This window comes from Chryseobacterium sp. Leaf180 (genome assembly GCF_001424585.1).
In the GTDB taxonomy this organism is placed as follows: domain Bacteria; phylum Bacteroidota; class Bacteroidia; order Flavobacteriales; family Weeksellaceae; genus Chryseobacterium.
On sequence record NZ_LMPJ01000001.1, the window covers coordinates 160754 to 175575 of the forward strand.

At 34.0% G+C, this 14822-nt stretch carries 8 protein-coding genes; all 8 read left to right on the forward strand.

Features of this window, described 5'->3' with window-relative positions:
• Positions 1 to 72: 72 nt before the first annotated feature.
• The 8 genes from ASG01_RS00640 to ASG01_RS00675 all read left to right on the forward strand — a co-directional run bounded on the left by ASG01_RS00640 (position 73) and on the right by ASG01_RS00675 (position 14805).
• The gene (locus ASG01_RS00640) at positions 73 to 1680 is read left to right on the forward strand and encodes a type I restriction-modification system subunit M (protein ID WP_055858420.1); all 1608 of its coding nucleotides are present in this window, start codon (positions 73 to 75) and stop codon (positions 1678 to 1680) included.
• Positions 1677 to 2978 (forward strand): restriction endonuclease subunit S, encoded by a 1302-nt coding sequence (locus ASG01_RS15935; RefSeq protein ID WP_055858423.1) that lies wholly within the window; start codon positions 1677 to 1679, stop codon positions 2976 to 2978. Before ASG01_RS00640 ends, ASG01_RS15935 begins: the two co-directional genes overlap by 4 nt.
• Before the next feature lie 2 nt (positions 2979 to 2980).
• A complete protein-coding gene (locus ASG01_RS00650; RefSeq protein WP_131725305.1) occupies positions 2981 to 4858 on the forward strand; it encodes a DUF262 domain-containing protein in 1878 nt (625 codons plus the stop codon).
• Positions 4839 to 6992: a DUF262 domain-containing protein gene (locus tag ASG01_RS00655; RefSeq protein ID WP_055858429.1), complete on the forward strand. Its 2154-nt coding sequence runs from the start codon at positions 4839 to 4841 to the stop codon at positions 6990 to 6992. Before ASG01_RS00650 ends, ASG01_RS00655 begins: the two co-directional genes overlap by 20 nt.
• 4 nt (positions 6993 to 6996) lie before the next feature.
• Complete coding sequence (locus tag ASG01_RS00660; RefSeq protein ID WP_055858432.1) at positions 6997 to 10173, forward strand: type I restriction endonuclease subunit R; 3177 nt, start codon at positions 6997 to 6999, stop codon at positions 10171 to 10173.
• Positions 10174 to 10452: 279 nt separating this feature from the next.
• Positions 10453 to 12981 carry an McrB family protein gene (locus ASG01_RS00665; RefSeq protein WP_082498305.1) on the forward strand — a complete coding sequence of 843 codons (2529 nt, stop codon included), beginning with the start codon at positions 10453 to 10455 and terminating at the stop codon, positions 12979 to 12981.
• The gene (locus ASG01_RS00670) at positions 12974 to 14200 is read left to right on the forward strand and encodes an McrC family protein (RefSeq protein ID WP_055858438.1); all 1227 of its coding nucleotides are present in this window, start codon (positions 12974 to 12976) and stop codon (positions 14198 to 14200) included. The genes ASG01_RS00665 and ASG01_RS00670 overlap by 8 nt, the downstream gene beginning before the upstream one ends.
• Positions 14200 to 14805, forward strand: a complete 606-nt coding sequence (locus tag ASG01_RS00675) for a LytR/AlgR family response regulator transcription factor (protein ID WP_055858441.1) — start codon at positions 14200 to 14202, stop codon at positions 14803 to 14805. Before ASG01_RS00670 ends, ASG01_RS00675 begins: the two co-directional genes overlap by 1 nt.
• Positions 14806 to 14822: the final 17 nt, after the last annotated feature.

A 14822-nucleotide genomic window follows, 5' to 3' on the forward strand; every position in this document is an offset into this window, starting at 1 on the left:
ACTCGACCAGATAACATTAATTTTAAGAAAAATTTCTTAGAAATCAACACAACTGATTTCCAACTACTAAATATGACTCAAAAAAGTATCAAACAACTCGAAATAGAACTGTGGGAAGCCGCAGACGAATTAAGAGCCAACTCAAAACTGACGGCTGCGGAATACAAAGATCCTTTATTGGGATTGATTTTGCTCCGTTTTGCTGAAAATAAATATGAAGAAGCCAAAGATCATTTGGCAGAAACTTTACCCATTAATCCGCGAACCAAACAAAGACGTGAAGCTACAAAAGACGATTTTGCCCAAGCTGGTGCAATGCAATTGCCCGAAAAAGCACAATATAGTTATTTAGCAAGTTTGCCCGAAAGCGAAGATTTGGCGGAAGCGATTAATACCGCAATGAAACTAATCGAAGCAGAGTATGAAGATTTAGCTGGTATTTTACCTAAAAATTATCAGGAACTCACGCCCGAAGATGATTCTGATAATAACCTCTTAGCAAACTTAATCCGTATTTTCAACAGCGATTCGGTGCGCAATGCAAAAGGTGATGTGTTTGGTAGAGTGTATGAATATTTCCTGATGAAACTCTCGATGATGGGAGCTGGTGCGCAAGAAGGTGGCGAATTTTTTACACCGCCTTCTTTGGTACAGCTGATTGTAAATTTTATTCAGCCAGATCACGGGATTATTCACGATCCTGCGTGTGGATCGGGTGGAATGTTTGTGCAAACCGCACATTTTATTAAAAACACTCAAAACAAAAGTGTGAACCAAGCCGTAACGGTTTATGGTACCGAATACAAAAGCAACAACACGCGTTTGGCGAAAATGAACTTAGCCATTCACGGAATTGAAGGGAAAATCGCCAACAACAATTCCTTTTATGCTGATCCGCACGAGTTGTTTGGGAAATGTGATTTCCTGATGGCAAATCCGCCGTTTAATGTAGATAAAGTAGATGCTAAAAATAAGTTTTTGGCAGAAGATAAACGTTTGCCTTTTGGTGCGCCTTTGACGGGAAAAGGAACGATTGGAAATGCCAATTACCTTTGGATTCAGTATTTTATGTCTTACCTCAATCCGACGGGTCGTGCAGGATTTGTAATGGCTTCTTCTGCAACTGATGCAGGAAATGCCGAGAAAAGAATTCGTGAAGAACTGATAAAAACCGGCAATGTAGATTGTATTGTTTCGGTGGGCAATAATTTTTTCTATACCCGAAGTTTGCCCTGTCATCTTTGGTTTTTTGATAAAGGCGCTTCGGCTCCGCTCAGCAACCGAAAAGATAAAATTCTGATGATTGATGCACGAAATGTGTACCGAAAAGTAAGCACCACCATCAATGATTTTTCTGAGGAACAGTTGGAAGGACTAACTGCAATAATGGCGCTTTACCGTGGCGAAAAACCGAATGTTGCTAAAGACAATGCTTGGTTTAATGAACATTTCCCTGATGGAATGTATCGTGATGTAGAAGGTTTGTGTAAAGTGGTAGACTTGGAAGAAATGGCAGAACAAGATTACAGCCTTACACCGGGACGATATGTTGGCGTAAACATCGACATTGATATGGATTTTGATTACAAAACCCGAATGCAGGAATTGCACAGCGAATTAGCTGAACTGAATACCGAAGCCAATCAATTGATGAATCAAATTCAAGCTTTTAAGTTATGATGGAAGGCTGGAAAAAGGTTGAAATAGGAACTCATTGTAAAGTGTTATCTAGCAAAAGAGTATTTGCAGGTGATTATGTAGAAAAAGGAATTCCATTTTATCGTTCAAAAGAAATTATACATAAAGCTTTAGGAGTATTTTCTGGAGCTGAAGTTTATATCTCTGAGGAAAGATTTAATGATTTTAAAAATAAATTTGGAGCACCTAAAAAAGGTGATATTCTACTTTCTTCAGTGGGGAATAGGTCAGGCATAGCCTATTTTGTAAAAGAAGAATACGATTTCTATTTTAAAGATGGAAATTTAATTTGGATGAAAGATTTTGCTGATGAATTAGATTCGAAATACTTAGAGTTTTTTTTGAGATCCGATGGAGGGGAAAAAGCAATCGAATCAATGATGATTGGAGCCGCACAAAAAGCTTTGACAATAGATGGAGTAAAGAAGATTAAAATTCCTCTTCCCCCACTTTCCACCCAGCGCAAAATCGCCAACATTTTATCAGGTTATGATGATTTGATAGAGAACAACCTAAAACGTATAAAAATTTTGGAAGAAATGGCACAACAAACCTACGAAGAATGGTTTGTGCGGATGCGTTTTCCGGGTTATGAAACTGCGGTTTTTGATGAGAATGGTTTGCCGGAGGGTTGGGAGAAAGGAACACTTGAAAAAATAACAAAATATTTAAGCGGTTTCGCTTTCAAAAGTGCACTTTTTAAACATGAAGGAAATGGTGTAATTAGGATTAAGAATATTGGAAATAATACAATTGACCTTTCTGATGTTGCATACGTTGATAATGAATATGCTTCAAAACAAAATAAGTTCTTACTCGAAGCTGGAGATTTATTAATTGCAATGACTGGAGCGACAATAGGTAAAGTTGGTATTATGCCACATTCAAATGATAGGTTTTATTTAAATCAACGAGTTGGAAAATTTGTTACAGAGAATACTGCATTTTTAAATTGTTTTTTTAATTCTACCTATGGTCTTAATCAAGTAATCAATATTGCAGGAGGTGCTGCCCAACCAAATATAAGTGCTCAACAAATTTTAGATATTGAATTGTCTGTTCCTTCAAAAGAAATTCTACAAGCGTTCGCTGATAATTTCAATAGTAATCTAAAAATAATAATAAATATCCAATCTCAAAACCAGCGCTTATGCGAGGCACGCGATATTTTGTTGCCAAGGTTGATGATGGGGATGATTGATGTTTCGGGAAGCTATGGGAAGAGTGTGAAGGAAGATTTTTTGGGAATGGTGGCAGAAGAAAAAGCAAAATATAATTGATTATGGCAGAGTTGATTTATAGTACAAAAGAAGTTTTTACAACATATTTGAAAGACCGTACATTTAAGATTCCTGAGTATCAAAGAGGTTACAAGTGGAGCGATAAACAAATTGCGCAGTTGGTTTTAGATATACACGATTTCGATGCAACAGAAGATGAAAATCTCTTCTATTGCTTACAGAACATTACTTTATATCCATCTACAAAAAATGAAAAAGTATTACACATTGTTGATGGTCAACAAAGACTTACAACCACTTATTTGCTATTTTGTTATTTAGGTTTGCACGAATATTTATCTAACAAATTCTTTTATGCTGTAAGAGCAAGCTCGGATAGGTTTATACAAGAAATACAGCTCAACAATCTTGACTTTTTAGTTGCAATAAAAACATCTGATACTTTTGAAAACTTTTGCGATCAACAACTCAATGAAGATTTTGACCATCAAGATATCTTTTATATGTATAGTGCAATTAAAACTTTTGATAATTTATTTTTAACAGCAGAATATAATATCCAAAAAGAACAATTCACAGAGAAATTGAAGCATAATGTAAAATTTATTGTGAATGAAATTCATTCTAATATAAAGGAGCAAGAGTTATTTATGAATCTTAATACTGGGAAAGTTCCTTTAGATGGTGCAGACTTGGTACGAGCAATTATCATAACGAGAGTTGCGAAGGAAGAAATGGTAAATTATCGAAATGATGTAATAAAAGACATCGTAAGACTCAATGAAAAAAGAACAAGAATTGGTTGGGAATTGGATCAGCTGAATCAATGGTGGTCTGAAGAGAAGGTGAAACACTACTTTAGCCCCTTTGTAAAAATAGAGACAGATCCGCAAGAAACCATTCAATTTGATGAAGAAATCAATCCAATCAACATCTTATATAAACTGTGGGTAGAAACCAAGGTGAAGCCTAAGGAAAAGTTACGTTTAAAATTATTTGAAAATGGAAACATTAGCTCTTTAGAACTATATAGAGAATTGATTTTTTTGAATAGAACTTTAAAAGATTGGTTCGAGGATAGAGAAATTTATCATTATCTGGGAATATTAGCTAATAATTCGCGAGGATTTGCTTTTCAAAAATATTATGAGCGTTGGCTTGAACCTGAAGAAACGAGGCAAAATTTCTTGATTGAATTAAAGAAAGATATTAAGCTGTTTATTTTTGGGCAAGAAGATAAAGACAAAAGTGGGTCGATCTATTGGCGAGAACATATAAAAAATTACGAAGGAGAAAATAAAACCAATTGGTATGATTTAAAAGAATTAGAAAAATTTCTGATATTAATTGATGTAATTGAGATTTCACAAAACCCATCAATTCCTTTTTTGTCGCCACTTCATTTTAAAAAGAACAACGAGGATAAAGAGCATATCTATCCGTGTACACCTAAAAACATTAAAGAATTAGGTAAAAGCGACAATGATTTTGATGCAATTAATAATTTTTTAAAACAATCTAATCTTAATGATACAGCATTATTTCCCTTTAGTGAAAAACAATGGAAAACCAAATCTGATTTTGAAAAAGAAGATTTTTTAAAAGAATTAGAAAGTAAAATACATCAGCTTACACCCATTAATTCCTTAGGAAACCTTGTTTTATTGCATTATTCTATCAATAGAGGTTTTGGTAATGATTATTATATAGACAAAAGAGCTTCTGTTGTCAACAATGTTCAGAATGGAGAATATGTGAGACAACATACATTAAGTGTTTTTGTAAAAGGAAGGTCAAGTACCATCAATCTTAATAACTGGACTTTTGCTGATATTTGTGAGAACGCAGATAGTATTGAAGAAAAAATTAGAGTGTTTTTTGATTTAAAAAAAATAGAGGATGAAGAACCAACAGCTTAAAGAGCAGAGTTTATTATATTTATTGTCACAAAACAATTTTATCGTTCCCGAAATTCAGAGAGAATATGTTTGGGGAAATAATAGTGATGTTCTTAATCGTTTTTTAGATTCTATAATTGATAAAATAGGTGAAACTTGTGATGATTGTGGAAATCCCAAAATGCAGTCGAAAATCAATGTTGGGTTTCTTTATACTTATAAACCAAGTTATATAAGTTACAGTTATGAACGTTTTTTAGATGAAAATTTAATTGATGGACAACAGCGTTTTACTACTTTATTCCTGCTATTATTCTACACATCGTTAAAAGAAAATAGAATCGAAGATTTTACAGATGCAATTCGATACGATGAACTAAAAGAAATGGCATTTGACTATAAGGTCCGAAATTTAACTCATATTTTTTTGTTAGACCTAATTAGCAACGTTTCAACTTTAGAACAACTAAACCAAGTATTAGATTCAAAAACAACTTGGTTATTAAATGATTTTAATAAAGATGTTACAGTTTTATCAATGCTAAATGCTTTACGATTAATTGATAGTAAGTTTCAAACAAGAAAAGAAAAGTACTTTAGTTTTTTACTAAATAACATTAAATTTTATCATTTTAAGACAGAAGCCACCAATCAAGGGGAGGAATTGTACATTACAATGAATGCAAGAGGAGAGGCATTATCTAAAAACGAAGAGAACAAAGCTGCTTTGATGTTTGATGAAATTTCTTTATTCGAATTCGGTGCAAAATGGGAAGAATGGCAAGATTTCTTTTGGAAGAATAGAGACAAGACAAATCCTAAATCAAATGCAGATGTTGGATTTAATGAATTTCTGAGGTGGATTCAAATTATTGAAATGACTTTAATTGATAAAGAAACCGATGCTAATGAAGATGAGAAAATTTCTGACGAATCGTTTGCGAAAAAAATCATCACATTAATTCAAGGAGAACATATACAGTTAGATAAACAGTATTTCTCCATTGATAAAATTGAAAAGTATTTTAAGGCTGTTAAGTATATATTCGAAGATTATTATAATGATGTAAATTTTCAGGAAAAGTATGAAAATGTAAATTTTGATTTAATTAGAAAGCAATGGTTATGTCCTGCTGAAAAGACAATAAGCCAGATTGATGCATTTAGATTTTTGCCAGTTTTATACTATGTACTTAAACAAGACGCTGATAATAAACGAATAGAACCACAAAAACTATTTAGGTTAATTAAATATTTAAATAATCTTAGAAAAGATAGAACAATTACAAAAACAATTAACAAGCAGGTAATTAACGCAATTAATTTAGTTGATATTTTGCTAAATCAAGATTCGGATATTGCCAATGTTATAAAAATTGAGGATAAAGGAATATCAAAAACATTATTGACTTTTGAGGAAAGATGTAAGTTTAGTATCTATCTAAATTCTAAAAATCGTGAAGATGTTGAATCTGCTTTTTGGTTGGCAGAAGATCATAAGATACTCAATGGTAAAATTGGACCAATTCTACAAATAAGTTACTATGATTCTAAATCTTGTGAGAATTTTGAATATTCGAAAAATTTTAGTGAGTACTCTAGTAACGAATTTAATATCAATCATTTTAAAGAGCTACTTAGTAACTTTTTTAAATTGACTCAAGAAGATCAAAATCATTTGTCAGATAATATTTGGGCATCAATGCTTCTGACTCCTTATTATTCTTTGAAATATTATAACGAAAACCATAGTACTGTGAGTTGTTTAACTCCAGATGATTTTGAGTTATTAAGAAACAAATTGTTTTTATGCAAATTGTTTGAAATTTCAAAGTATGATTCTGCTAATAGTTATTTTCAAAATATTTTCGAATTATTAATATCAAATTATAGTTCATTAGAAAATCTTTCTGAAGAAATAGATTATAAACATCAAATTTATTTTTATTATAGGTGCTTAAAACCTGAAAATAAATGGGATTTTGGAAAAGGGAAAAATTTTGGGGTCTATCTAAAACCGAAAAAACACACTTCTTTTTTTAATACAAATGTTAGATTTCAGCATTATCGTCTAAAATGGCAAGGTGCCGAATATAATTATTTTGATGATAACAAAAAGCATTTAAATAAATTCTACCAACCATTATTTAACTAAAATTATGTCCTACGAATACTCCGAAGATCAACTCATAGAGCAAGCAACCGAAGACGTTCTCAAAGAATTGGGCTGGACTGTAATTACGGCTTGGCAAAATGAGACTTTTGGGGAAGATGGTTTGTTGGGACGAGATAATAAAACCGAAGTTGTTTTAGAGAAAGCATTGCGAAAAGCATTGCAAAAGTACAATCCAGATTTGCCCGAGTTGGCTTATACACGTGCGGTTGAAAAAATTGTACAGCACGAAGCGGGCAAAACCATTGCACAGGAAAACAAAGCCAAATATCTGTTGCTGAAAAATGGTGTTGAGGTTGCTTTTACCAATGACGAAGGCAAAACGATAAAGAAAACCTTGAGAATTTTTGATTATCAAAATTACGCCAACAACGATTTTCTGGCAGTAAGACAATTAGAAATTACTGGCGAATTGCACAACCGAAGACCCGATGTGATTGGATTTGTCAACGGAATTCCCTTAGTGTTTTTTGAACTGAAAGCACACGCCAATGATTTGAGATCGGCGTATGATGATAATTTGAAAGATTACAAAGACACGATACAACATCTGTTTTATCACAACGCATTTGTCATTCTTTCCAACGGGACGGATGCCAAAGTGGGAACAATAACCAGTCCGTACAAATATTTTCTGGATTGGAAAAGAATTACAGAAGATGAAGAAGGTATTGTAAGTTTAGATACAATGCTTCGTGGCGTTTGTTCGCCTCACAACTTAATGGATATTTTTGAAAACTTTTTGCTGTTTGACGAGAGCAACGGCAATATCGTAAAGTTGATGGCTAAAAACCACCAATTCATTGGTGTCAACAGAGTTTTAGATAATGTTGAGAATATAGAAGATCTTGAAGGAAAGTTAGGTGTTTATTGGCATACACAAGGTTCGGGTAAAACCTATTCAATGGTTTTTCTCTGTGAAAAGATTCATCGTAAATTCGGCGGTTCCTATACATTTCTTATTGTTGTGGACCGTACAGAATTAGAAAACCAGGCTTATGATACTTTTTCGGGAGTAGGAATTGTAAAGAATAAAAATGTAATTGCCGGCAAAAAGAAAGGCATTTCAGGAAGAGAACATTTGCGCGAATTATTGAGTGAAAATCACCGATATGTTTTTTCATTAATTCACAAGTTCTCCATCGATCCTAATCTGGAAACGGAATATCCTTTAATTACCGACAGAAAAAATATTATCGTTATTTCCGACGAAGCACACCGTACTCAAGGTGGAAAATATGCCAGAAATATGCGTTTCTTTGGTTTACCCAATGCTTCTTATTTAGGATTTACAGGAACACCAATCATCAAAGATGAAGAAGAGGTAACTAAGAATATTTTTGGTGAATATGTTTCCGTTTATGATTTTAAAAGAGCGATTGAAGATGAAGCAACATTGCCATTAAAATATCTCAATCGTGGCGAACGTTTGAATATTGAAAATCCTGAATTAGATGAGCAAATGGCTGAAATTCTTGAGGCAGAAGATTTAGACGAAGATCAAAAAAAGAAATTGGCTTATCTGTTTAAAAAGGAATATCCAATCCTCACTTCAGAACATCGTTTGCGAGCCATTGCCAAAGATTTGGTTTGGCATTTCAATGAACGAGGTTATCAAGGTAAAGCAATGTTTGTAGCTTTAGACAAACCAACTGCAGTGCGTATGTATGATTATGTAATGGAATATTTGCCGGAATATTTACTTGACTTACAAAATCAAATTAAGAAATCGAAGGATATTCAGGAAGAACAGGAAATGCAAAGAAAATACAATTTGGTTTCCTCCACAGAAGTTTGTGTCGTGATAAGTTCAGAGCAAAATGAAATGGATAAGTTCAGAAAAATGAACTTAGATATAGAGCCACATCGCAGAAGAATGGTGGAACGTAATCTTGAAAAAGAATTCAAAGATGAAGATAAGTCGTTTCGTTTGGCAATAGTTTGTGCAATGTGGATTACAGGTTTTGATGCACCATCGGTTTCCACCGTTTATCTAGACAAACCTATTAAAGGTCATACTTTGATGCAAACCATTGCCCGTGCAAACAGGGTTTATGATGATGAAAAGGAAAATGGGCTGATTGTAGATTATGGAAATGTATATCAGCAATTAGAAAAAGCATATTCCGTTTATGGTGAAGGTTCCAAGGGCGCAGGCGCAGGAAACGATAAAGATGATAAAAAGCCTTTCGAGCAATTGGAGTCAATGGCAACCGAAATCAAAGAAGCCATCGATGAGGTTATTTTAATGTTGAAAGATTTGGATTTTGATATACTGACATTAATTGATGCTGTTCCGATGGGAAAAATTGCTGCTGTAAACAACGGAGCAAATGCTGTTTGCAGGAATGATGAAACCCGTGCAAAATTTGAAATTGCAGCCCGCAATGTGTTTCGCAAATACAAAGCTTTATTTCCAGAGAAGCAAGCAAAGAAATTTACCAAACAATACAATGCGATTGACGCTATTTACAATAAGCTCAATCAAAAAATCAAATCTGCAGATGTAACGGAAATTATCTCCAAATTACAAAGTGTAGTAAATAATTCTATAGTAATTGACAACGTTACGGCTGAACCAAAAAATATCGAAATTGATTTATCAAAATTAAATTTCGAGGAATTAAGAAAGGCTTTTGAAAAAGTTCAACGCAAAAACGAATTGGTGTATGATTTAAATAAAGCGGTTGAGCAGAAACTAGAACAGATGCTAAAAGAAAATCCTTTGCGTTTAGATTTTTATGAGCGGTACCAGGAAATTGTAGAAGCTTATAATAATGGTAAAAGTGAAGTAGAATTGAAGCGGAGTTTTGATAATTTAACTGCGTTTATAGCAACTTTGTCACAAGAGGAAAAAAGAGCTTACACTGAAAATTTAGATCAACCAACCTTATCAATTTTTGATTTGCTTATTCAAAATAAAGATTTAACAAAATCAGAAAGAGAAGAAGTGAAAAATGTAGCTCAAAAAACATTAGAAACCCTTCAAAAAGAAAAGCTCAACATTCCCAATTGGAAAGAAAGTCGTGAATTAAAAGCTGGTGTAAAAACAGCTATTTACGATCAGCTGTTATGGCTACCAGAACAAAAATATACAGACGAGGAAGTTAGTTTGAGAAGTATTGCGGTTTATCAGCATGTGTATTCTTATTCGTATCAGTAGAAATGATTACCTCAGCTTGAAGGGACTAAATAAAAACAAATGATTAATTATAATTTACTAATCGACCGGTATCTCGATATAGAAAATGTTATTGGTGATCCTCAAGAAGGATATAAATATGATGCCATCAACCATTTTCAAAGCAACTGGAGTATTGCTGAGGGAGATTTTCATCAGATGTTCAGAAACTCATTTGCCAGAAGAGAAAATCTTTTTTATCAGAATTCTTGGGGTTTTATAGACAAATGTGCCAAACATTTTCCTGAGATTACCAGATCAATGTTTATTGATCTATACGATGAAAATACAGACTTAGAAATTCGTATGAAAAATTTCCAGGATAAGGCTGAAGAACTTCGTGAACAACTTAAGGTGTTTCTGCAACAAGAGAAATTTAATGCTCAGCAGGACGAAAGAACCATCAGTGTCTATTTAAGCTTCCGTTATCCAGAGAAATATATTTTCTATATGTACAGTTTTTATTCAAAATTAAAAGCTGAATTTGACCTTGAAGGAAAAGTAGTAGAAAAAAATAATTATTTAGAGTTGATGACTCTTCTATCCGAATTCAAGACCGTGATTAGGGAAAGAGAAGATTTTATTGAAACTTACCGACATTATTATCCCCAACCAGATTGGGATGATACGAATTTGATGATTCAGAATATCTTGTTTGTAGGCTACAGAGATGATTTCAGTGGGATTCACGATGGAAGCTTACTTCACTTTTCAACCAATGAATTAAAGAATTTTTATGGTTTTCTCAGCAGAATCATTGAGAAGTTTGATCTGAAAAAGAATGATGATCGTTTTGTATTTAATCAATCTTCAAAGCAAATTAATTTTACTGTTGGACAAAAATACGTTTGGTGCCTTAAAGAAGAAAAAAAACAAAATAGATATCGAGCAATTTCCGACATTCAATTTGGAGATAATATTGAAGTTTTTGAATCTGAAAAAAACAGGTTTATTAATGACACAGATAATTATAATTCGATTATAAAAAATAGTGAAAATATTTTAAAGTCAATAGAAGAAGAATTGCGAAAAACGAAGAAGTCAGGTTATTATAAATATAATAGTGCCTTTTTTGAGCGGATGGCTTTTGATGAAAATTTTAGAACATTAATTTTTGAGACATTACCGGTAGAATCAGATGAGTACCACATATATAAATTAATTACAAACTTTACGGCCTGGCACGATGCCAATTATTTAACCGGCGTACATGAAGTTGATATTATTACACTTAACGTTATGCTTTCGAGATTAATAAAGGATGAGGTTCTCAGTCTGCGAGAAATTATTGAGTGTAAACTTCCAACTATAAAATTAATAAAAACAAGTATGTCAGAATTTGATTATTCTATTCTGCCGCGTTTTGAAATTTACCTTAATGATCTTTTAGAAACCAACGGTATGAAAAATATCCCTCTCAACCAAATCCTCTATGGTCCTCCCGGAACAGGTAAAACATACAATACTATTAATAAGGCTATCAGCATTGCCAATCCAGATTTTAATTTAAATCAAGACAGGGAAATCTTAAAGAAAGAATACGATCGTTTGGTAGAAGCGGAACAAATTGTGTTCACAACTTTCCATCAGAGTATGAGTTACGAAGATTTCGTTGAAGGTATAAAGCCCCAGATTGAAGAAGATTCGGACGGAAACAAAAATGTTATTTATGAAATTAAAGACGGGGTATTTAAATTAATCTCATCAAAAGCTCAGGAAAAAAGACTGGGTGAAGAAACCAGTTATCATCAGTTTACTTTTGAAGATGCGTGGGGTTCAATAGTTAATGAAGCCAGTATCGGTTTAGATAACAACAATCCTCTTCAGCTAACAATTCAAACTCCAAATTTAGGTTTAAAAATAGTAGATGTTACGGAAAAAGGAAATTTAAAACTCAAACCTATGTATTCAGAAGAGGCAAAGGAATATATTGTTTCTTATTCCAGAACAAAATTACTGCAAGAAGCTTTTCCAGATTTGTCTGTGATTAAGAATATTGATAAGGAGTTCAGAGCAGTTATTGGTGGTTCAAACTCTACAGCTTACTGGTCAGTCATCAACTACATCAACAATAAAATAAATTCCGAGAAAAACTCAACAACGCAGGAAAAAGTTCTACCACCATTGCCTCATGTATTAATTATCGATGAGATCAACCGCGGAAATGTATCACAGATATTTGGTGAACTTATTACACTAATTGAGGAAGGCAAACGGCTAGGAAATACCGAAGAATTACAGGTTATGTTGCCATACAGTAAATCAAAATTCGGAGTACCTTCAAATCTCTATATTATCGGAACCATGAATACGGCAGACCGCAGTGTGGAAGCACTGGATACCGCACTCAGAAGACGCTTCAGTTTTGTGGAAATGATGCCGGATCTGAATGTGTTGAAAGATAAATCAGTAAATGGAATCGTACTGCGTTATCTGTTGGAAACAATCAACAGAAGAATAGAAGTGTTGTTGGGACGTGATCATACGATCGGCCACTCGTATTTTGTCAATGTAGAAAGTGAGCATGATCTTCGAAATACCTTCAAAAATAATATCATCCCATTACTGCAGGAATACTTTTACGGTGACTACGACAAAATAGGATTGATTTTAGGCAGTGGCTTTTTTGATGCTGCTGAAAAATATGATCAGAGTCTGTTCGCTGATTTCACGACTCAGAATCGGCCGGAACCGGGCAGTTTCAAACGCCTAAAAAGTATCGATGATATCTTTCCGATTACGGATGCACTCAATGTATTAATGAAAAAACCGTTGCTTACAAATGCGTAGCATTCAGGTGTACGAACACAGTTTTTTAGCGGTAGGTGAGTCGGGTTTTGAAAAAGGTCATTTTGTGGCACTTTCAAAACTGAATGACATCCATGGATTTCAGTATTTTGACCTCAAACATAATGGAGTGGTCTTTAAACAGTATGTCGGAGTGATTCAGGTAGAAGGACTTACAATTGAAATTCTGCCGAAGATTGATGTGCACGAGTCTGAGGACAGGAAAGGAATCTGGCAAATGGTGCTGATTGAAATGCTGAGGGTGACCCGAAAACTGCAGGTACAACAGGTCGGTCAGGCCAATGTTTCACGGCAGTCGATCCATCTTTTAGATATTTATTTCGAATGGTTTCTGAATGAAGTGCAATTGTTGATTCATCAGGGATTAATAAAACAATATTACAAAGAAACCGGAAACGTAAAAGCGTTGAAAGGAAAGCTGGAATTTGCCGGTCATATTCAGAAGAATCTGGTGCATAAAGAAAGATTTTACACCACGCATCAGGAGTACGATAAAGACCATTTGCTTCACCAGATTTTAGGACAGGCTCTGGAAATTATAGCCACATTATCAAAAGGAAATTACCTCTTTAGCAGATGTAAAACGGTACAGCTCAATTTTCCGGAAGTAAAAAAGATTAATGCGAATGAAAATGCTTTCACTAAAATTCCCAAATTAAGAAAAACGGCACCATACGAAACAGCACTGGCAATAGCTCGGTTGATCATCTTAAACTATGCGCCCAATATATCCAGCGGTTCGGAAAAAATGCTGGCTTTACTTTTTGATATGAACAGTTTATGGGAGCAGTGTGTATTGATCAGACTGCAGCAGGCAGCGGAGCAATTTAATGTAGAAGTGACCGGACAGGAAAAAAAGACTTTTTGGGAAACCAACAGCATCCGCCCGGATATAGTGATAAAACAGGACAGTAAAGTAAAACTGATTATCGATACCAAATGGAAGAATATCGACTATTCAGCACCTTCCACCCATGATCTTCGCCAGATGTATGTCTATAACAGATATTGGAGCAGTTCGCACTCTCTACTTTTATATCCTGCCAAAGAAAGCGGCATTGCGAAAGATCAGTACAAAAATTTCGTAGCGATTGAAAATGAAGAAAACCATTGCTGTATGTTGGGAAAAGTTTCCGTGCTGAACGCTGACGATTTACTGAATGAAAACCTGGGATACGATATTTTAGAATCTGTTTTATAATGATCCACATCTACCACATCGCCCTACTTGAAGACAACCCACGACAGCTGGAAAAACTGGAATCTTATCTGGCAAAAATTCCTAATGTCGAAATTGTTTTAAAAAGTAAAAGTTCAGACCATTTTTTTGAACAGTTAAAGACCATACAGCTTGATATTCTGGTTGCTGATTTAGATTTGGGAAATGACAGTATGACAGGGATGGAGGTTGCTCAGGAAATTAAAATTCCGGTATTTTTCGCGAGCGTCAATACTTCTGAATATGTGGAGGATATTGAAGATCTGAAACGCGATGCCGAGATTTGCGTTGATCATATCACCAAGCCTTTCAGTGAGGAGCAGTTTGTAAAAAGTTTCAAACGGTTTCTTCAGGAAGTCGCTTTTTTCAGTCCGCCACAATATGTCTATCTGGATTTTGAGAAGACCAAAAAAAACCGTATTCGTATTGATGATATCGTTTACCTCTGTGCCAATAAAAACGAGTCTAATAACAAGCAAATTCATTTCATCAACAGAAAGCCTTCCACACTTATTGACTTTTCGTTTACAAAAATGGAAGAGCATGGACTATTGAAATCTCAATTTGTCACCATTCATAAATCTTAATTCTATAAATAATTAAT

Bases quoted from the DNA above. Each gene is read 5' to 3' on its own strand.
- ASG01_RS00640 (WP_055858420.1), top strand. From the start codon at position 73: ATGACTCAAAAAAGTATCAAACAACTCGAAATAGAACTGTGGGAAGCC.
- ASG01_RS15935 (WP_055858423.1), top strand. From the start codon at position 1,677: ATGATGGAAGGCTGGAAAAAGGTTGAAATAGGAACTCATTGTAAAGTG.
- ASG01_RS00650 (WP_131725305.1), top strand. From the start codon at position 2,981: ATGGCAGAGTTGATTTATAGTACAAAAGAAGTTTTTACAACATATTTG.
- ASG01_RS00655 (WP_055858429.1), top strand. From the start codon at position 4,839: ATGAAGAACCAACAGCTTAAAGAGCAGAGTTTATTATATTTATTGTCA.
- ASG01_RS00660 (WP_055858432.1), top strand. From the start codon at position 6,997: ATGTCCTACGAATACTCCGAAGATCAACTCATAGAGCAAGCAACCGAA.
- ASG01_RS00665 (WP_082498305.1), top strand. From the start codon at position 10,453: ATGTTTATTGATCTATACGATGAAAATACAGACTTAGAAATTCGTATG.
- ASG01_RS00670 (WP_055858438.1), top strand. From the start codon at position 12,974: ATGCGTAGCATTCAGGTGTACGAACACAGTTTTTTAGCGGTAGGTGAG.
- ASG01_RS00675 (WP_055858441.1), top strand. From the start codon at position 14,200: ATGATCCACATCTACCACATCGCCCTACTTGAAGACAACCCACGACAG.